We start from the raw sequence: 17189 nt of genomic DNA, 5'->3' as shown, positions 1-17189 counted from the left end.
GTGCGGCATTGAGAGGCTCCGTTCCTGTCAGAGGGTACGTGAGCTTCGATCATAGACGGAAAGTCGCAGCAAGTGCATTAACAATGCAATTACCGATACTGTTCCCGCGGAAAGACGCCGGCTTCCCTTGGGGAAACCCTTAAGACCGCCTTAAAAACAGGCAATCTCTCGGATCACTTCGGCGGAATATTGTCCTTTTCCACGGGCTTTCGCGGGCCTGCCCCGCGCCAGGGGGCAGGCGCCACGGAAAAAGGGGCGCCCCGCCCTCCAGAGGACAGGGCGCCCGGATCTTGTGGCGGCCGCGTCAGTTGAACTTCGAGAGGAATTCGTCCACCTCGCGCTCGGCCTCTTCACGGGCCTTGCCGTAGCGTTCCTGGACGAGGCCGACCAGTTGTTCCCGGTCGCCTTCGGTGCGATCCAGTTCGTCATCGGTCAGCGCCCCCCAGGCTTCGCGCGCCCGGCCCTTGATCTGCTTCCATTTCCCTTGGATGATATCCGTATTCATCGAATTCCTCCTTTTCGGTTCCTGTCTGCCCAATCAACGTCCCAAGGCCGGAAAGGGTTCCGCAAGGCAACGCTGATACGTTCCGAGCGACCTCCTTTCCGGACCGCGCGGAACCGACGGAACCGCGCGCACCCGCGCGCGTTGACCGGCCATGACCGACCCCACATTCCGCATCGATCCGGCGTCCCGCACAGCCCTCATCATTCTGGCGGCAGTCGCGGGCTTTGCCGCGCTGAAACTGGCCGAAGACATCTTCGCCCCGCTCTGTCTGGCGCTGGTTGCGGGGATCATCCTGTCGCCACTGGCGGATTCGCTCGAACGGCGGCTGAAACTGCCGCGCACCCCGGTCGCGGCGGCGCTGCCTATGCTGGGTATCCTCGCGGTCGGGGCGCTGGCCTTCGCGCTGGAACCGCTGGTCGGTCGGCTGGTCGACCAATGGCCGACGATCCGCTGGGAATTGCGGGGCGTGGTCAACGATTTCCGCGGATTCGTGCAGAATCTGGGCCAGGTCGGCGACGAGGTCCAGCGCGCGCTGGGCGGCAGCGGCGCGGACGAGACCGCGGCCCCCTCGATCCCGACCCTGACCGACGCGCTGTTCGTGGCGCCCCGGATCGGCGCCCAGATCCTGATCTTCATCGCGGCGCTCTTCTTCTTTCTGCTGACCCGCTCCGAGGTCTATGCCTGGATCGCCAGCTTTGCCGGTCGGCGGCTGGGGCGCGAGGCCATCCTGACCCGGATCCGCACCGCCGAGCGTCTGGTGGCGGTCTATTTCCTGACCATCACGCTGATCAATGTCGGGCTCGGCGTCTCTCTGGCGGTGGCGCTGGGGGTGCTGGGCATGCCCGGAGCCATCGCCTGGGGCGCGGGCGCCGCGCTTTTGAACTTCGTGCTTTACGTGGGTCCCGCGACGATGGTGGCGGCGCTGCTTCTGGGCGGCCTGATCGTCTTCGACGGCTGGGCCTCGGTCTTGCCCGCCGCGATCTATCTGGTGCTGAACGGGATCGAGTCGCAGGTCGCAACGCCGACCTTCGTCGGCCGCCGGATCGCAGTGAACCCGCTGGCGATCTTCGTCTCTCTGGTCTTCTGGCTGTGGTTCTGGGGACCTCTCGGCGGGGTGATCGCGATCCCGGTTCTGGTGATCGTTCTGGCGATGCTCGACATCTTCGACGAGCCCGAACCGGACATGATGCCGGAACCCGAGCCCTCTGAAACCCTCTGACCCTGCCTCGGCCTTGGGTGACCGAGGCGGCTCGATCTGCAATCTCGCCCCTTGCAGACGGCAAACCTTGCAGACGGCAAACGGGGCGGGTCCGCCCCGCCCCGCCCCGCCCCCTGCAAAACCGGGACGACCGCCGCCGGCGCAGCGAATGCCGCGTCAGACTATTTCCGGCGGCACTCCTGGCACCGGCAGGCCCAGCTTGCGCGCGGGGTCGGAATCGTAATGCACCAGAAACCCCTCGCGCCGCTCGGGCCGCCGGCGACTGTTCAGATCGGCCAGCACCCGCCAGTGCTCGAACGCGGTCGCGGGGTCCAGGGCCTCCGGATCGACCTGACCGTCGGCATCGCGCGACAGCCAGTACCCCATGACCCGCTGCCGGATCTGTTCGACATGGCGGGCGGCGGTCAGCTCGATCCCCGCCTCGGTGTCCCAGCGCATCGACCGGCCGTTCAGGTTCGCCGAAGACAGGATCGCCGCGCGGTCGTCAAAGATCGACACCTTGGAATGGACATAGATGATCGGCGCGTCCTGCAGCGCCTCGCGGCCGTCGGCGTCGACAATCCGGCGCGGCTGCACCGGCGACAGCACCAGAACCCGGTCCGGACCGAAGGCATCGTACAGGAGGCCCAGGCAGCGGCTTTGCAGATGCTCGCCATAGCGCACGTCGAGCCCGCTGCTGTTCTCGAAGGCCACGTCCTCGGGGGCCGCGGGCAACACCAGGATGGCGCGCAGATCGGGGCGCGCCTCCGCCCGGCGGGCGAGCGCCTGAGCCAGCGGCAGATGCCGGAAGAACTGGGTTTCGAGATAGACCAGATGTTCGGCCGCGGCGATGCGCGACAGATGTGCCCGCTCGATCTCGGTCACCACCGGCATCGGCGAAAACCGGAACGGCGCGCGCCGCGCGGGCCGCGACAGCGTGCGCAGGAATCCCGGCGCGGCCGGACCCGGCGGGCGCTGGCCGGCCACGATCGAAAGAAAGCCCTCGAGATGGTCCTCGGCCGCGCTGACGACCGGCCCCCGCACCAGCGCATGGACGTCATGCCAGGTCCGCTCGGGCGCGCGACGGTGGCGGGGCGTGTCGTAGCGCCGCTCGTTCAGATCGAGACCGCCGATATACAGCAGACGTCCGTCGAACACCGCCATCTTCTGGTGATGGGTGGCCGGCGTCAGATCCGGCACGCCGGGCACCGCCACGATCCGGCCGTCGTGCCGGGTGCGGGTGATCCGGGCAAGCCCAGGGGCTTCTTCCAGAAACCGCGCGCGCGCGTCCCCGGAAAGGGCGTTCAGTTCGGCCAGCACCGCGCGCAGCTTGCCATGCGCGCCGGGCCAAAGTACCAGCCGCGCGCCAAGCCCGGCCCGCGCGCTGTGCAGGGCGCTGACCACCTCGAGGCTTCCCGCTCGGGCGATCTCGCAAGCGGCAATCAGCTTGCGCCGGGCGTTCCAGCTGAGCCGATGCAGGTCGGCTGCGCCGATCGGGTCGAAATCGGCCAGTATCAGCCGGACCCTGACCCCGCGTTCGAGCGTATGGACCAGAAGGTCGAACCAGTCTTCTCCCACCTCCCTGGCTTCGGGCGAGCGAAGCCGGGTCGACACATCGAAGATGCGGAAACTGGCCGAGATGGTGTGGCGCGCCTCCAGAAAGGCGCGCTCGAGTGCCGGATAGGCCTCGGCCGCGGTCAGAAGAAGCTCAAGCTCCTCGACCGGACCGGTTGCTGCGGCACGAGCCGCACTGCTTTCGGTGAATCCATGCATGGCGTTGGCTGCAGGCTTGTCCGGCCGGACCTCAGCGGATGACGGCGGAGCGCGGCCCCGCGATCAGCCAGATGATGAAGCCGATCAGCGGCAACAGCAGGATCAACAGGATCCAGAGCACCTTGTTGCCGGTCGCGACACCGGAATTCAGGACCGAGACGATGGCCCATATATCGAGAATGAGGACGAGAAGACCGCCGATCCCTGTGACTTCCATGACGGATGTTCCTTTTCTGATGGCCTGGTTCCGAGTGTCGTAAGCGATGTCCCGGGACAACGCCGGGCTCTGCCCTGCGGTTCCCTGACCGGCCCCTGCCGACGGCAGGCCGGTCCCGACAGAAGGCGCGGTCGCCCGATGCCGAACCGGGAGGGGCCGCGGACGCGCCCCGAATGGCAAATAGACCATAGTTCGGAACGGGCGCGTCGGAACGCACAGAAACCGGGCAGGTTCCCGAGATTTTCTGGCCTTTTTCTGGGCGCTTTCTGAAACCCGCAGGCCCCGACCACGTTGTCTGGCCATGGAAGCGGCGCCGGACCGGCACCGCCACACGAAGAAGGAGGTTCACAGATGAAACGTATTCTTGCGACCACCGCCCTTGCCACTCTCGTCGCCATGCCCGCCCTTGCCCAGAGCCAGGGCGGTCCGATTTCCGCTCCGGATGTCGATGTGGCCGGCCAGTCGATGAGCGCCGACACCCTGATCGGCAAACGCATCTATGTCGACACCGGCACGGATGAGGGCATGTCGATGACCGACCTTACCGACGCTCCCGACACTTGGAAGGACGTGGGCGAGATCGGCGACGTCTATATCGACGGCAATGGCTCGGTCGAAGCCGTGATCGCCGATATCGGCGGGTTTCTGGGCGTGGGCGAGCGCGAGGTTGCGCTCGACATGCAGAGCCTGAAATTCGCGCCGGACGCGGATGACGAGGGCGAATATTTCGTCGTGTTCCAGGGCGATGCGTCGACCCTTGAAGGCAAGGACGCCTATGACCGCGCCTCGATGGACAACGAGGGCGACTTCCTCGGCATGGAGACCAAGCAGGCCTCGAACGAAGACGGCATGAAAACCGAGCAGGCCAAGGCCGATGACAGCGGCATGGGTTCCGCGACAGACGCCGGTACGCCGCTTTCGGACAGCGAGCGGGCCGAGCTGACCGCCGAGGATCTGCAGGGTCAGCCGGTGATCGGCGCAGATGGCAAGAAGATCGGCGAAATCGGCGAGCTGGTGCTGACCGATAGCGGCAAGATCGACCGGGTGATCGTCGACGTGGGCGGTTTCCTCGGCATCGGCGAGAAGCAGGTCGAACTGGCCTATGGCGAGCTTGACATCTCGCATGGCGAGGACGGCGATCTGAAGGTCACGACCGTCCAGACCGAGGATACGCTGAAATCGCTGCCCGAGTGGACCGGCTGATCGCTCAGCACACCAGCAGGACAGGGGGCCGCCATCGCGCGGCCCCTTTTGCCGTCCGGCCTCCTGCGGCAGCGGGACCCGGGCGGCGTTAGCAAACCCTTCATCGGAGATAGCCATGCTTGGCCCGACTCGCCCGACCGGGCCGCTTTCGAGGAAGACATATCGATGAATGTTCAGGGAAACAGTGCCTTCGCCCAAAGCATCGCGAATTACACGCGCGTCAGCGGCACCGCCGGGGTCCGGTCGTCCGATTTCGCCAAGGCGGCGGAAGAAGCCTCCGGCTCCGCCGCCGCAAGCTCGGCAGCCTCCCCCCGCGGCCCCGATGCCATCGCCGACATTTTCGCCCGCTACGACATGGCCAACATCTCGCCGCGAGAGATCGACGCCATGGCCAGGGACCTACGCGATGCAGGCTTCGAGGATCACGATTTCCTGCTTCAACTCGAAATCCATGGCGAGACGTTCCAGTCGCATCTGGTCGACTGTCTGCGCGAGGCCGGAATGGATGTCAGAGCGCCGGATTTCACACAACCGATGGACGTGTTCTCGACGACGCGTGCGCAGATCAGCTATTCGCGCCTCGCCGGCCAACCGACCGCCTGGCTCGAAAGCTTCCTTGCCAAGCTCGAGACCTATCAGTCGCCCGTGCATGCGGATGCGGCCCGTGGCGCGGTCGCACAGAGCATGGTGCTCGGTCGGTCGACCTGACCCCGCCCCCTCGGCGAAGCACCTCACCGCCACGGGCGCTCCGGCTGGCCGCCGAAACCGCTGGACGGCGGCCCTGGTTCCGGCCAGACCGACTGGATGACCCAAAGCACCGACCGCATCCTGCCCGGCATCCTTCTGATGGTCGGCTTTACCGTGACCGCCCCGGTGATGGACAGCTTCGCCAAGCTCGCCTCGGCGGAGATCCCCGTGGGCCAGATCGCCGCCGCACGGTTCGGCGTGCAGGCCGCGATCCTGATGCCGCTGGCTGTCGCTCTGGGGCAAATCGCCTGGCCCTCGGCGCGCGAGGCGGCGCTGCATCTGGTGAGGGCCGGGCTGATCCTCTGTGCGACAACCGCGTTCTTCGCCGCGTTGCAGGCGATGCCGCTGGCCGATGCCATCGCGATCTTCTTTGTCGAGCCGTTCATCCTGACCCTGCTCGGCGCGCTCTTCCTGGGCGAGGCCGTGGGCTGGCGCCGGATCGTCGCCTCGGCGGTCGGGTTTTCAGGCGCGATGCTGGTGATCCGGCCGAGCTTTGCGGCCTTCGGCGCGGTGGCGCTGCTGCCGCTGGCCACCGCCTTCTGCTTTGCCGCCTACATGGTGCTGACGCGACAGATTGCGCGGCGGATGCCCACCGTGGCGCTGCAGGCCTGGACAGCGGTCGCGGCCAGCTTCATCGTGCTGCCGGTGTTGGTTCTTTGCGACGGCTCGGGGATCGGACCGCTCGACCCGGTCTGGCCGGGAGGCCCATTCTGGGTCTGGTTGGCCGGGGTCGGGATTGCGGCCACCGTCTCGCATCTTCTGATCAGCGGAGCCCTGCGGCTCGCGCCGACCGCCGCCATCGCCCTGCTGCAATATCTTGAAATCGTCGCGGCGGCGGCGCTGGGCTATCTGATCTTCGACGACCTGCCCGACCTCGAGGCGCTGACCGGGATCGCGCTCATCACCGGCTCGGGGTTTTACGTCTTCCTGCGCGAACGTCGGCTCAGCCTGACGCGGCCGCCGCCTCCGGCCCCATGAGCGCCGCGACCGCCGCGTCCAGCGCCTCGACCGGCAGGATCACCACCATGCCCGGCCGCTCCATCCGCAGTCGCACCGGACCCGAGACCCGGTTCGAGGTTCCGATCCGCCCGCCCGGGGCGAAATCGAGCCCGTCGATGGGCCAGTGCAGCCCCTTGCTGGTGCCGCGCACAGGCGCCATCGGAAAGAGCGAAAAGCGCGACCCCGGCGGCAGGTCCAGCGCCAGTTCCGGCGGGCAGTGAAAGCAAAGATCGTCGTCGCCGATCAGCAGACAGCGCCGGTCGGGATGGCGCACCAGCGCGTTCAGGGCCGCCAGGCCATGGTCGAACCGGTCGCCCAGGAACCCGATCCCCAGGATCAGCCGGGCCGCGACATGGCGCAGGCATTTCTCGAAATCGGTGCTGTCCTGTTCGGCCACCGGGTGCTGGCGCTCGGCCGGGATCGCCGCCCGCGCCGCTTCGGAGATAGAGTCGAAATCGCCAATCACCGCCTCGGGCATGCGTCCCGCCGCCAGCGCCGTATCCGCCCCGCCATCGGCCGCCACCAGGGCCGGCGCGATGACCAGCGCCCGACTCAAGAGCGCCGGATCGACCGAGGCGCCGCCAAGAAGCGTGATCTTGTCGGAATGATGGACGAATTGTGTCGGCATTCTGGCAACCTTTGGGAGAGATCGTGGCGGACAGTCCCGAAATGACGAAAAAACCTTGAAAATTCCGCTTTCTGTTCATTCTCTGGAACCGCACTATGGTAAACATAGGCGTGTAGTGTTCGGGGAGAAAGCGAGTTTCGGATGGTTGGTCCGACCAAGACCCTGACGGTTTCCTATGGGACCTTCTCCTGCAAGCTGGAGGGGTTCGAAGATTCCTTTGGCATGATGAAGGCCGTCACCGAGTATTTCCGGGACCTTGCGGCCGAAGACCGGTATTTCGGCGCCGAACCTCCGCCCCCCGATGCCGAAACCCTTCAACGCATCGCCGAACGCGAGGTGCGCCGCCGGGTCGAGGCCCGCGTCGAACTGGACGGGGTCGTGCTGCGCTCTGGCGAAAGCCCGGTCGCGGGGGCCGCGCAGGTATCGCATGCGGCGCCGGCACCGTCCAAGGTGCTGCCGCCGCGCGCCGACGAACCCGAATCCGTCGCCGCCAAACTGGCGCGCATTCGCGCGGCGGTGGAAACCGCCCATGCCACGGATGCCGAACTGGCCGGACCGGGTTTCGAGGACGAAACCGAAGACCTCGCGGCGCCCGCGCAGGGCCCGCAGCGCCCTTTCGCCCGACCGCCGGAGCGCCCGGCGGATCCGGGCAGGGCGGCCTCCCCTCTTCGACAGAAGGCGGGCCCTGAAAGCGACACAGGCGTCGCGGCCCGGCACAGCCACCGGCCAGATGCGCCCGCCCGGGCCTCGGCCGCCGAGGACCGCCCGCACACGGCAGCGACCTCCGGTCCCGAGTTGCGGCGTCGCCCGGAGGATCGCGGCCCGGCGGCCAATGCCGCGTCGCGCCCGGTTCCCGAGCCCGCAGAAGCCACCGCGGCATCGACCCGGCCCCAGCAGGCGCGCGCCCGGGTGCTGAAGCTGCGCCGGGACGATCTGACCGACGCATGGCCCGACACGCCCGAACGGCCGCTCGCCCCTCCGGCCGACCCCGACGCCCAGCTGCCGGAGTCCGACGAGGCCGACCTTCAGGCCGAACTGGCCGCCCTTCAGGCCGATGCCGCGCCGGTTCGGCTGGCCGATCCGCGCCCAGGCCCGCATCCCGCATCCGGCGATGCGGTCCCGGCCCGTCAGGGCCTGGCCGAGCGCACCCGGTCGGCCGATCTTGCCGATCACGAACTGGCGCTTCAACGACTGCTGGACGAGACCAATACCAAGCTGGCCGGCCCCGAACAGAAACGCCGCCAGGCCTCGATCGCGCATCTGAAGGCGGCGGTCGCCGCCACGGTGGCCGAGCGGCGGATCGGCAATCGCCTGCGCCGCGACGATGACGGCCCGACCCGTCCCTATCGCCAGGCGCTGGCAGAGGTGGTGCGCGGCGACCGCGAGACTTCGGCGGACGGGGATCGCGGCCGACTGGCGCCGCTGATCCTGGTGACCGAGCAGCGGATCGACGAACCGAAGGAAATTGCCCGTTCCGAAACGGCCGCCCCCGCCGAAAGCAGCGCGACCTTGCGGCTCGACACACCGGTCCTGCCCGCGACCGAGACCCGGCTGCGCGCCTTCGCCGCCGATCTCGGCGCGCATGACCCGACCGATCTTGCGGGGTTGCTGGAGGCCGGGGCCGCCTATCTGATGCGGCAGGAGGGTGTGGCCTATTTCACCCGGCCGCAGGTGATCGAACTGGCCCGCAGCATCGCGGGCGACGGCTTTCAGCGCGAGGACATGCTGCGGGCCTTCGGCATTCACCTGCGCGACGGGCGGTTCCGGCGGCTGAGACGCGGCCAGTTCGTGATGGACGACGTGGCGGGCGGCCGGGAAGACAGGTCCGCCAACCGCATCGCCTAAGGGACAAGACCGCCGTTCAGCCGTCGCGCCGCCCGGTTTTCTCGGCGGCTTCGTCCTTTCGCGGCGCGTCCGGGTCAGGCTGTCCGACGCCCCGGAACACAAAGCGGAAGGGCAGCGCCCAGACGATGCCGAGCGCCACATAGACCAGAAGCTCGACCAGGAAAGACGGGCGGCCGAGCGCGTTCATCACGCTCACGGCCACCACGATATAGGCGGGCAATCCGATCAGCAGGATCACCAGCGACCAGCGGCGGCGGGCTTTCCAGGACAACGCCATCAGTCGGAGAACGGATCGGTGACGAGGATGGTGTCGTCGCGCTCGGGCGAGGTCGACAAAAGCGCCACCGGACAGTCGATCAGCTCTTCGACCCGGCGCACATACTTGATGGCGTTGGCGGGCAGGTCAGCCCAGCTGCGCGCACCTTCGGTCGATTCCTGCCAGCCCGGCAATTCTTCGTAGATCGGCGTGCAGCGGGCCTGCTGATCGGCGGCGGTGGGCAAATGGTCGAGCCGGGTCCCGTCCAGGTCGTAACCCACGCAGACCTTCAGCGTCTCGAACCCGTCGAGCACGTCGAGCTTGGTCAGTGCGATGCCGGTCATGCCCGAGGTGGCGCAGGTCTGGCGCACCAGCACCGCGTCGAACCAGCCGCAGCGGCGCTTGCGTCCGGTCACGGTGCCGAATTCATGGCCGCGCGTGCCGAGACGCTCGCCGTCGTCGTCCTTCAGCTCGGTCGGGAACGGCCCCTCGCCCACGCGGGTGGTATAGGCCTTGACGATGCCCAGCACGAAGTTGACAGCCGCCGGGCCGATGCCGGTGCCGGTCGCGGCCTGACCGGCGATGGTGTTCGACGAGGTGACGAAGGGATAGGTGCCGAAGTCGATGTCCAGAAGCGCGCCCTGCGCGCCTTCGAACAGGATCCGCTTGCCGGCGCGGCGCTTCTCGTTCAGCACCTTCCAGACCGGGGCCGCGTATTTCAGGATCTCGGGCGCGATCTCGCGCAGGCTCGCCAGAAGCGCGTCGCGGTCGATCTCGGGCAGGCCCAGCCCCGCGCGCAGCGCGTTGTGGTGCACCAGGGCCCGGTCGACGCGCAGTTCCAGCGTCGCGGCGTCGGCCAGATCGGCGACCCGGATCACCCGGCGGCCGACCTTGTCCTCGTAGCAGGGGCCGATGCCCCGCCCGGTGGTGCCGATCTTGGCCAGGGTGTTCTGGCTTTCGCGGGCGCGGTCAAGTTCGCCATGGAAGGGCAGGATCAGCGGCGTGTTCTCGGCGATCATCAGCGTCTCGGGCGTGATATCGACGCCCTTCTCGCGGATCGTCTCGATCTCTTTCACCAGATGCCAGGGGTCGAGCACGACCCCGTTGCCGATCACGCTGAGCTTGCCGCCCCGGACCACGCCCGAGGGCAGCGCGTTCAGCTTGTAGACGGTTCCGTCGATCACCAGGGTATGGCCCGCGTTGTGCCCGCCCTGGAACCGCGCCACCACATCGGCGCGTTCGGACAGCCAGTCCACGATCTTGCCTTTTCCCTCGTCGCCCCACTGGGCGCCAACGACGACGACATTGGCCACGGCCAATTCCTTTCAAGCTGCTGCAATGCAAACCCGCGCAGGTATAAACGCCTGCGGCGACGAGGCAAGGCAAAAACTCGGCGACACCGCCGCCCGGATCGCTAGATTCGCCGCAGGACGCACGAAACACGAACGAACGGAGAGCCCGAAATGGCCGCATTGTTGCTTCGCTGGCTGGTCGCCTTCCTGCTGCTGGCCCTGACCTACAACCCCACCCCCTGGAATTACGTCCGCTGGGCGATCTCGGGCTGGGACAGCCAGACGCCGATGGTCGTGCTGGCGGGGCTTTTGCTGTTCACCGGCTACGCGATCTACCTGCGCGCCACGCTGCGCTCGATCGGGCCGTTCGGCATGGCGCTGGTGGCGGCACTCGTCGGAGCACTGCTCTGGGTGCTGGTCGACTGGAACGTGATCCGGCTGGACGATCCGGGGCTCAACACCTGGATCGGGCTGCTAGCGCTGTCGCTGGTTCTGGGGGTCGGACTGGGCTGGAGCATCATCCGGCGGAAGCTTTCGGGACAGGCCGATATCGACGACGTGGACGACTAGATCCGCGCGGGACATCGCGTCGCAGAGCCTTGACGGGCCCCGGATCGGCCCGGCCCTGCGACGATGAGGCCGCCCGAAAGTCGACGCATCCGCCCTAGGCCGCGTTAAACTCTTGTCGAGTCGGCACATCAAAATAATCACGGAGGAACATGAATGTCCGGATTCCTGCTTCGCTGGCTGGTCGCCTTCCTGCTGCTCGCCGCCACCTACAATCCGACCGACTATAACTACGTCACCTGGGCCCAGGACAATTACGCCACCGACAAACCGCTGGTCATCGGTATCGGCGTGATGCTGGCCCTGGCCCTGCTGATCTACCTCGTCGCCGCCGTCCGCACGCTCGGCGTTCTGGGGATCATCCTGCTGGTGATCATCCTCGGCCTTCTGGGCTACATCCTTGTCGGCAATGGCACACTCAGCATGGAAATGAGCAGCTTCAACGTCTGGGGCGGCGCGGTTCTGCTGTCGCTGATCCTCGGCGGCGCGATGAGCTGGCGCTCGCCCAGCAAGATCAAGGCGGCGAACGCCAAGAAAACCCGGTCGACCAGCAAGACCGCCGGCAAGACCGCCGGCGCCTGAGGGGTTGCGGGAGCGGCCCGTTCGGCATAGGTACGCGCCAAGTCAAAGCCGGGGCCGCTCCATATGGAAAACGTCATCCTCATCGTTCATCTGATCCTCGCCGTCTGCCTGATCGGCATTGTGCTGCTGCAGCGCAACGAAGGCGGCGGGCTCGGCATGGGTGGGGGTGGCACGATCACCGGCCGCGCCCCGACCACGCCGCTGGGCAAGCTGACCTGGTTCTTCGCGGTCTGCTTCATCTCCAGCTCGATCGCGCTGACCATCATCGCCGCTGAAAACGCCGCAGGCACCTCGGTCGTCGACCGGCTGGGCATCCCCGCCCCGGCCGCCCAGGACGAGACCGCGCCCGGCGATGCGCCCGCCACCGAGCCCGGGCTTCTGCCCCCCGCCCCGGTCGCGCCCAGCGACACGCCGGTTGCGCCGCCCCGCGCGGACTAGACCGCGCCCCGCCCCACCGCGCGGCCCGACCGGCCGGGACCGCGCGGCTGACACAAAATCACCACAACACATTGATTCGGGCCACAGACCCGCCCCAGCATCTTGCGGTCCGGTTGCGGCTCCGTCGCGAATCCGCTATAGTCCAAGTCCCGTGATGCTGGGGCGTGCGCGCCCCGAATCCAGCAGACCTTCGAGCATTAGTCACGGGAGACTCCAGCTACATGGCACGCTTCATTTTCATCACGGGCGGGGTTGTGTCGTCGTTGGGCAAGGGCCTGGCTTCGGCCGCGCTGGGGGCCCTGCTGCAGGCGCGCGGCTTTACCGTCCGGCTGCGCAAGCTGGACCCTTACCTGAACGTCGACCCCGGCACGATGAGCCCGTTCGAACATGGCGAGGTCTTCGTCACCGATGACGGGGCCGAAACCGACCTCGATCTGGGGCATTACGAACGCTTCACCGGGGTCGCGGCACGGTCTACGGATTCGATCTCGTCGGGGCGGATCTATTCCAACGTGCTGGAGAAAGAACGCCGCGGCGACTATCTGGGCAAGACCATTCAGGTCATTCCGCACGTCACCAACGAAATCAAGGACTTCATCGCCACCGGCGAGGACGAGGTCGATTTCATGCTGTGCGAGATCGGCGGCACGGTCGGCGATATCGAGGGCCTGCCCTTCTTCGAGGCGATCCGCCAGTTCAGCCAGGACAAGCCGCGCGGCCAGTGCATCTTCATGCATCTGACGCTGCTGCCCTACATCAAGGCCAGCGGCGAGCTGAAGACCAAGCCGACCCAGCACTCGGTCAAGGAGCTGCGCTCGATCGGCATTGCGCCCGACGTGCTGGTCTGCCGGTCCGAGGGACCGATCCCGGCCAAGGAACGCGAAAAGCTGGCGCTGTTCTGCAACGTGCGCCCCGACAGCGTGATCGCGGCGCAGGACCTCAAGTCGATCTACGAGGCGCCGCTGGCCTATCACCGCGAGGGGCTGGACCAGGCGGTGCTGGATGCGTTCCAGATCAACCCGGCGCCGAAGCCCGATCTTTCGAAATGGGAGGACGTGTCCGACCGGATCTTCAACGCCGAGGGCGAGGTGCGCGTCGCCATCGTGGGCAAGTATACCCAGCTGGAAGACGCCTACAAATCCATCGCCGAGGCGCTGACTCATGGCGGCATGGCCAACCGCGTCCGGGTCAAGGCAGAATGGATCGATGCCGAGATCTTCGAACGCGAGGACCCGGGTCCCTGGCTGGAAGGCTTCCACGCGATCCTCGTGCCCGGCGGCTTCGGCGAGCGCGGCACCGAGGGCAAGATGAAGGCAGCGGAATTCGCCCGCACCCGTGGCGTGCCCTATCTGGGGATCTGCCTCGGGATGCAGATGGCGGTGATCGAGGCGGCGCGGAACGTCGCCGAGCTGTCCGATGCCGGGTCGGAGGAATTCGACCACGAGGCCGGCAAGAAGCGATTCACCCCGGTCGTCTACCACCTCAAGGAATGGGTGCAGGGCAATGCGATGGTGAAACGCAAGCTCGGCGACGACAAGGGCGGCACCATGCGGCTGGGCGCCTACACCGCGCATCTGCTGAAGGATTCGAAGGTGGCCGACATCTACGGATCGACCGTGATCGAGGAACGCCACCGCCACCGCTACGAGGTCGACATCAAGTACCGCAAGCAGCTCGAAGCCTGCGGAATGGTGTTTTCCGGCATGTCGCCCGACGGCCGCCTGCCCGAGATCGTCGAGTGGAAGGACCATCCCTGGTTCATCGGCGTGCAGTTCCATCCCGAGCTGAAATCGAAGCCCTTCGCGCCGCATCCGCTGTTCGCCGATTTCGTGCGCGCCGCGGTCGAGGCCTCGCGGCTGGTCTGAGGACCGCGCGCGGGGCCGTCACGCCATGCTGTCCTATCAGCACATCTACCATGCGGGAAATCTGGCCGACGTACACAAGCACGCGTTGCTGTGTGCGATGCTCGACTACCTCACCCGCAAGGACAAGCCGCTGACCTATATCGAGACCCATGCCGGGCGGGGCCTCTACGATCTGGCCGCGGCGGAGGCGGTCCGGACCGGCGAGGCGGCCGCGGGCATCGGCGCGATGGAGCGGCAGCTGCCCGAGGTCCACCCGTACCGGCAGCGTCTGTCTGAGGTGCGTGCGCGCTTCGGCGCCAGCGCCTATCCGGGCTCGCCCTTGCTGGCGGCGCTGTCGCTGAGGCCCGGCGATGCGCTCCATCTGGCCGAACTGCACCCGCAGGAGGGCGCCGCACTGGAAGCGGCGATGGCCCCGTTCGGCGCGCATGTGCTGGCCCGGGACGGATTCGAGACGGCGCAGGCGCTGACCCCGCCAACGCCCCGGCGGGGCCTGATGCTGATCGACCCCAGCTATGAGGTGAAGACCGATTACGCTGCGATCCCCCGGCATATGGCGGCGCTCCATCGCAAATGGAACGTGGGCACGCTGGTGCTGTGGTATCCGATCCTGCCCGCGGGCGCCCATGCGCCGATGACGGCGGCCTTGCGCGTAGCCTTTCCCGAGGCGCTTGGCCACGAGGTGCGGTTTCCGCCCGCGCGTGACGGTCACGGGCTGATCGGTTCGGGACTCTTTGTGGTCAACCCGCCCTGGGGGCTCGAGGCCGAGGCGGCGGCCCTCGGCCGGCTGTTCTCGGCGCTCTCCGGCACGGCCGGCTGAGCCGCGCAGCCCGCAGGGGTGCAAAACGCCTTTCCCGGCGCGCGACACAGGCCTATATCCCCCCCATGTTCGCAGACTTCCTCAACCGCCTGATCGGCCCCGACCCCGACCGGCTCGACGATCCCGACGCCCGGCTGGCTCTGGCAGCCCTGCTGGTGCGAATCGCGCGAACCGATGGCGACTATGCCCGCGAGGAGGCCGAGCGGATCTCGCGCATTCTCGCGGCGCGCTATGCGCTGAGCCCCGACCAGGCGCTGGAGCTGCGCAGCCGCGCCGAAACGCTGGAGGCGCAGGCCCCCGATACCGTCCGCTTTACCCGCGCGATCAAGGACGCGGTGCCCTACGAGCACCGCGAGGGCGTGGTCGAGGCGCTGTGGGAGGTGGTTCTGGCCGATGGCGTGCGCGACGACGAGGAGGACGGCCTGCTGCGTCTGGTGGCAAACCTTCTCGGCGTCAACGACCGCGACAGCGCGCTGGCCCGCCAGCGGGCCGAGGCGAAACACGCCGGCTGAGGCCCGACCCCGGGCAGGCCGCGTCCGGCGCGCCGCAACCGCAACCCCTATGCGCGAACGGCTGGGACACATTGCCCAAATCCTGTGCGTTCGCCTGTCGGGGCGCCGTTTCCCCGTTGCAATCAGGTCCGAATTGCGCCCTAATCCGAGCCCGGACAATAACTTGGCAGCGGCTTTCGCGTGACTGAACCTACCCCGCCCGTTCTCGACATTCGCGATCTGCACAAGAGCTATGGGGATCTTGAGGTCCTGAAAGGCGTGTCGATCACCGCGCCGAAAGGGCATGTGGTCTCGCTGATCGGGTCCTCGGGCTCGGGCAAATCGACGCTTCTGCGCTGTGCCAACCTTCTGGAAGACAGCCAGCAGGGCGAGATCCTCTTCGAGGGCGAGCCGGTCAAGTGGCGCGGCACCGGCCCCGCGCGCCATCCCGCCGATCGCCATCAGGTGATCCGTATCCGCACCAACCTGTCGATGGTGTTCCAGCAGTTCAACCTCTGGTCCCACATGACGATCCTGCAGAACGTGATGGAGGCCCCCGTCACCGTGCTGGGCGAGGACCGGCACGAGGTCGAGGTCCGCGCGCGGTCTCTGCTCGACAAGGTCGGCATCGGCGACAAATGCGACGCCTTTCCCGCCCAGCTTTCGGGCGGCCAGCAGCAGCGGGCGGCCATCGCCCGGGCGCTGGCGATGCAGCCCCGCGCGCTGCTGTTCGACGAACCGACCTCGGCGCTCGATCCCGAGTTGCAGCAGGAAGTCGTTCGGGTCATCAAGGTGCTGGCGGAAGAGGGGCGCACGATGGTCCTGGTCACCCATGACATGCGACTGGCCGCAGATGTCTCGGATCACATCGTCTTCCTCCATCAGGGCCTGATCGAGGAACAGGGCCCGCCCGAGACCGTGTTCGGCGCGCCATCCTCGGCGCGTCTTCAGCAATTCCTGAGTGCAACGGCCGCCTGAACGGCCACATGTAAGACAACATGGGAGACTTCCGATGAAAAAGCTGATCCTTGGCACCGCCGCCCTGGCCCTTTCGGCCGGCATGGCGCTGGCGCAGGACGTGGTGCGTCTGGGCACCGAGGGCGCCTACCCTCCCTACAACTTCATCAACGATGCGGGCGAGGTCGACGGACTTGAACGCGAGCTGGGCGACGAGCTTTGCAAGCGCGCCGAACTGACCTGCACCTGGGTCACCAATGACTGGGATTCGATCATTCCGAACCTCGTCTCGGGCAACTACGACACCATCATCGCCGGCATGAGCATCACGCCCGAGCGCGAGGAAGTCGTCGCCTTCACCCAGCCCTACACGCCCCCCTCGCTGTCCTCCTATGCTGCGCTGAGCGACGAGGTCGATCTTGAAGGCGGCGTGATCTCGGCCCAGACCGGCACGATCCAGGCCAATCATGTGGTCGATACCGGCGCGACCCTGCTGGAATACCCCACGTCCGATGAATGCGTCGCGGCCGTCCGCAATGGCGAGGCCGATGCGGTGCTGGCCGACAAGGACGTCCTGGTGCCGATCGTGAACGAGGGCGACATGGTCTTCGTCGGCGAGGACACCCCGCTTGGCAACGGCATCGGCATGGCCTTCCGCAAGTCCGATCCCGAGCTGAAGGACAAGTTCGACGCCGCGATCCAGTCCATGAAGGATGACGGCACCATGAACGCGCTCATCATCAAGTGGTTGGGCGAAGACTCGCCCCGCTGGTAAGACAGATGCGGGCGGGGCGGCCGGTTCGCCCCGC

Annotated in this window: 19 protein-coding genes; 13 read left to right on the top strand and 6 right to left on the bottom strand. The window is 67.2% G+C overall.

Features of this window, described 5'->3' with window-relative positions:
* Window positions 1-304: 304 nt before the first annotated feature.
* Window positions 305-505, bottom strand: a complete 201-nt coding sequence (locus tag BYZ73_RS10910; RefSeq protein WP_108027288.1) for a CsbD family protein — start codon at window positions 503-505, stop codon at window positions 305-307.
* A 151-nt stretch (window positions 506-656) separates the two neighbouring features.
* Between BYZ73_RS10910 and BYZ73_RS10905 the strand changes: the two genes are divergently transcribed.
* Window positions 657-1724 carry an AI-2E family transporter gene (locus tag BYZ73_RS10905; RefSeq protein WP_108027289.1) on the top strand — a complete coding sequence of 356 codons (1068 nt, stop codon included), beginning with the start codon at window positions 657-659 and terminating at the stop codon, window positions 1722-1724.
* 156 nt (window positions 1725-1880) lie between these two features.
* Here the strand turns inward: BYZ73_RS10905 and BYZ73_RS10900 are convergent, their stop codons facing one another.
* The gene (locus BYZ73_RS10900) at window positions 1881-3476 is read right to left on the bottom strand and encodes a phospholipase D family protein (protein WP_112315969.1); all 1596 of its coding nucleotides are present in this window, start codon (window positions 3474-3476) and stop codon (window positions 1881-1883) included.
* A 31-nt stretch (window positions 3477-3507) separates the two neighbouring features.
* Entirely contained in the window at window positions 3508-3693 is a 186-nt protein-coding gene (locus BYZ73_RS10895; RefSeq protein ID WP_075786729.1) for a PLDc N-terminal domain-containing protein, read from the bottom strand.
* Between the two features lie 351 nt (window positions 3694-4044).
* Between BYZ73_RS10895 and BYZ73_RS10890 the strand changes: the two genes are divergently transcribed.
* The 3 genes from BYZ73_RS10890 (at window position 4045) to BYZ73_RS10880 (ending at window position 6621) form a co-directional block, all read left to right on the top strand.
* A complete protein-coding gene (locus tag BYZ73_RS10890) occupies window positions 4045-4896 on the top strand; it encodes a PRC-barrel domain-containing protein (protein ID WP_112315968.1) in 852 nt (283 codons plus the stop codon).
* Window positions 4897-4944: 48 nt separating this feature from the next.
* Window positions 4945-5604, top strand: a complete 660-nt coding sequence (locus BYZ73_RS10885) for a hypothetical protein (RefSeq protein WP_146746284.1) — start codon at window positions 4945-4947, stop codon at window positions 5602-5604.
* A 96-nt stretch (window positions 5605-5700) separates the two neighbouring features.
* Window positions 5701-6621: a DMT family transporter gene (locus tag BYZ73_RS10880; RefSeq protein ID WP_112315966.1), complete on the top strand. Its 921-nt coding sequence runs from the start codon at window positions 5701-5703 to the stop codon at window positions 6619-6621.
* On the opposite strand, the gene BYZ73_RS10875 is transcribed toward BYZ73_RS10880, so the two are convergent.
* Entirely contained in the window at window positions 6587-7270 is a 684-nt protein-coding gene (locus BYZ73_RS10875) for a thiamine diphosphokinase (protein ID WP_112315965.1), read from the bottom strand. The two genes, BYZ73_RS10880 and BYZ73_RS10875, sit on opposite strands and share 35 nt — an antisense overlap.
* A 141-nt stretch (window positions 7271-7411) precedes the next feature.
* On the opposite strand from BYZ73_RS10875, the gene BYZ73_RS10870 reads away from it, so the two are divergent.
* Entirely contained in the window at window positions 7412-9115 is a 1704-nt protein-coding gene (locus tag BYZ73_RS10870; protein ID WP_112315964.1) for a hypothetical protein, read from the top strand.
* A 16-nt stretch (window positions 9116-9131) separates the two neighbouring features.
* Here BYZ73_RS10870 and BYZ73_RS10865 read toward each other — a convergent pair whose 3' ends face one another.
* Complete coding sequence (locus BYZ73_RS10865) at window positions 9132-9392, bottom strand: DUF2842 domain-containing protein (protein ID WP_112315963.1); 261 nt, start codon at window positions 9390-9392, stop codon at window positions 9132-9134.
* The gene (locus BYZ73_RS10860; RefSeq protein ID WP_112315962.1) at window positions 9392-10684 is read right to left on the bottom strand and encodes an adenylosuccinate synthase; all 1293 of its coding nucleotides are present in this window, start codon (window positions 10682-10684) and stop codon (window positions 9392-9394) included. Before BYZ73_RS10860 ends, BYZ73_RS10865 begins: the two co-directional genes overlap by 1 nt.
* Before the next feature lie 150 nt (window positions 10685-10834).
* Here BYZ73_RS10860 and BYZ73_RS10855 point away from each other — a divergent pair, with 150 nt between their 5' ends.
* The 8 genes from BYZ73_RS10855 to BYZ73_RS10820 all read left to right on the top strand — a co-directional run bounded on the left by BYZ73_RS10855 (window position 10835) and on the right by BYZ73_RS10820 (window position 17155).
* Window positions 10835-11233 (top strand): DUF6524 family protein, encoded by a 399-nt coding sequence (locus BYZ73_RS10855; RefSeq protein WP_108027297.1) that lies wholly within the window; start codon window positions 10835-10837, stop codon window positions 11231-11233.
* A 153-nt stretch (window positions 11234-11386) separates the two neighbouring features.
* Window positions 11387-11812, top strand: a complete 426-nt coding sequence (locus tag BYZ73_RS10850; protein ID WP_112315961.1) for a DUF6524 family protein — start codon at window positions 11387-11389, stop codon at window positions 11810-11812.
* A 63-nt stretch (window positions 11813-11875) separates the two neighbouring features.
* On the top strand, window positions 11876-12250 hold the full coding sequence (gene secG / locus BYZ73_RS10845) for a preprotein translocase subunit SecG (RefSeq protein WP_108027299.1): 375 nt from the start codon (window positions 11876-11878) through the stop codon (window positions 12248-12250).
* A gap of 221 nt (window positions 12251-12471) precedes the next feature.
* On the top strand, window positions 12472-14115 hold the full coding sequence (locus tag BYZ73_RS10840; protein ID WP_108027300.1) for a CTP synthase: 1644 nt from the start codon (window positions 12472-12474) through the stop codon (window positions 14113-14115).
* 25 nt (window positions 14116-14140) lie between these two features.
* The gene (locus tag BYZ73_RS10835) at window positions 14141-14932 is read left to right on the top strand and encodes a 23S rRNA (adenine(2030)-N(6))-methyltransferase RlmJ (protein WP_112315960.1); all 792 of its coding nucleotides are present in this window, start codon (window positions 14141-14143) and stop codon (window positions 14930-14932) included.
* Between the two features lie 65 nt (window positions 14933-14997).
* On the top strand, window positions 14998-15444 hold the full coding sequence (locus tag BYZ73_RS10830) for a tellurite resistance TerB family protein (RefSeq protein WP_108027302.1): 447 nt from the start codon (window positions 14998-15000) through the stop codon (window positions 15442-15444).
* 180 nt (window positions 15445-15624) lie between these two features.
* Window positions 15625-16401, top strand: a complete 777-nt coding sequence (locus BYZ73_RS10825) for an ABC transporter ATP-binding protein (RefSeq protein ID WP_112315959.1) — start codon at window positions 15625-15627, stop codon at window positions 16399-16401.
* A gap of 34 nt (window positions 16402-16435) precedes the next feature.
* Window positions 16436-17155 (top strand): transporter substrate-binding domain-containing protein, encoded by a 720-nt coding sequence (locus BYZ73_RS10820; protein WP_108027304.1) that lies wholly within the window; start codon window positions 16436-16438, stop codon window positions 17153-17155.
* Window positions 17156-17189 lie beyond the last annotated feature (34 nt).

Origin of the sequence: Rhodovulum viride (genome assembly GCF_003265965.1) — a bacterium.
GTDB lineage: Bacteria > Pseudomonadota > Alphaproteobacteria > Rhodobacterales > Rhodobacteraceae > Rhodovulum > Rhodovulum kholense.
Note: the sequence above shows the minus strand (reverse complement) of the source record. Positions and strands in the feature narration are given on the sequence as shown.

Coding starts and splice junctions, on each gene's coding strand:
- BYZ73_RS10910 (WP_108027288.1), bottom strand. CDS start 505: ATGAATACGGATATCATCCAAGGGAAATGGAAGCAGATCAAGGGCCGG.
- BYZ73_RS10905 (WP_108027289.1), top strand. CDS start 657: ATGACCGACCCCACATTCCGCATCGATCCGGCGTCCCGCACAGCCCTC.
- BYZ73_RS10900 (WP_112315969.1), bottom strand. CDS start 3,476: ATGCATGGATTCACCGAAAGCAGTGCGGCTCGTGCCGCAGCAACCGGT.
- BYZ73_RS10895 (WP_075786729.1), bottom strand. CDS start 3,693: ATGGAAGTCACAGGGATCGGCGGTCTTCTCGTCCTCATTCTCGATATA.
- BYZ73_RS10890 (WP_112315968.1), top strand. CDS start 4,045: ATGAAACGTATTCTTGCGACCACCGCCCTTGCCACTCTCGTCGCCATG.
- BYZ73_RS10880 (WP_112315966.1), top strand. CDS start 5,701: ATGACCCAAAGCACCGACCGCATCCTGCCCGGCATCCTTCTGATGGTC.
- BYZ73_RS10875 (WP_112315965.1), bottom strand. CDS start 7,270: ATGCCGACACAATTCGTCCATCATTCCGACAAGATCACGCTTCTTGGC.
- BYZ73_RS10870 (WP_112315964.1), top strand. CDS start 7,412: ATGGTTGGTCCGACCAAGACCCTGACGGTTTCCTATGGGACCTTCTCC.
- BYZ73_RS10865 (WP_112315963.1), bottom strand. CDS start 9,392: ATGGCGTTGTCCTGGAAAGCCCGCCGCCGCTGGTCGCTGGTGATCCTG.
- BYZ73_RS10855 (WP_108027297.1), top strand. CDS start 10,835: ATGGCCGCATTGTTGCTTCGCTGGCTGGTCGCCTTCCTGCTGCTGGCC.
- BYZ73_RS10850 (WP_112315961.1), top strand. CDS start 11,387: ATGTCCGGATTCCTGCTTCGCTGGCTGGTCGCCTTCCTGCTGCTCGCC.
- secG (WP_108027299.1), top strand. CDS start 11,876: ATGGAAAACGTCATCCTCATCGTTCATCTGATCCTCGCCGTCTGCCTG.
- BYZ73_RS10840 (WP_108027300.1), top strand. CDS start 12,472: ATGGCACGCTTCATTTTCATCACGGGCGGGGTTGTGTCGTCGTTGGGC.
- BYZ73_RS10835 (WP_112315960.1), top strand. CDS start 14,141: ATGCTGTCCTATCAGCACATCTACCATGCGGGAAATCTGGCCGACGTA.
- BYZ73_RS10830 (WP_108027302.1), top strand. CDS start 14,998: ATGTTCGCAGACTTCCTCAACCGCCTGATCGGCCCCGACCCCGACCGG.
- BYZ73_RS10820 (WP_108027304.1), top strand. CDS start 16,436: ATGAAAAAGCTGATCCTTGGCACCGCCGCCCTGGCCCTTTCGGCCGGC.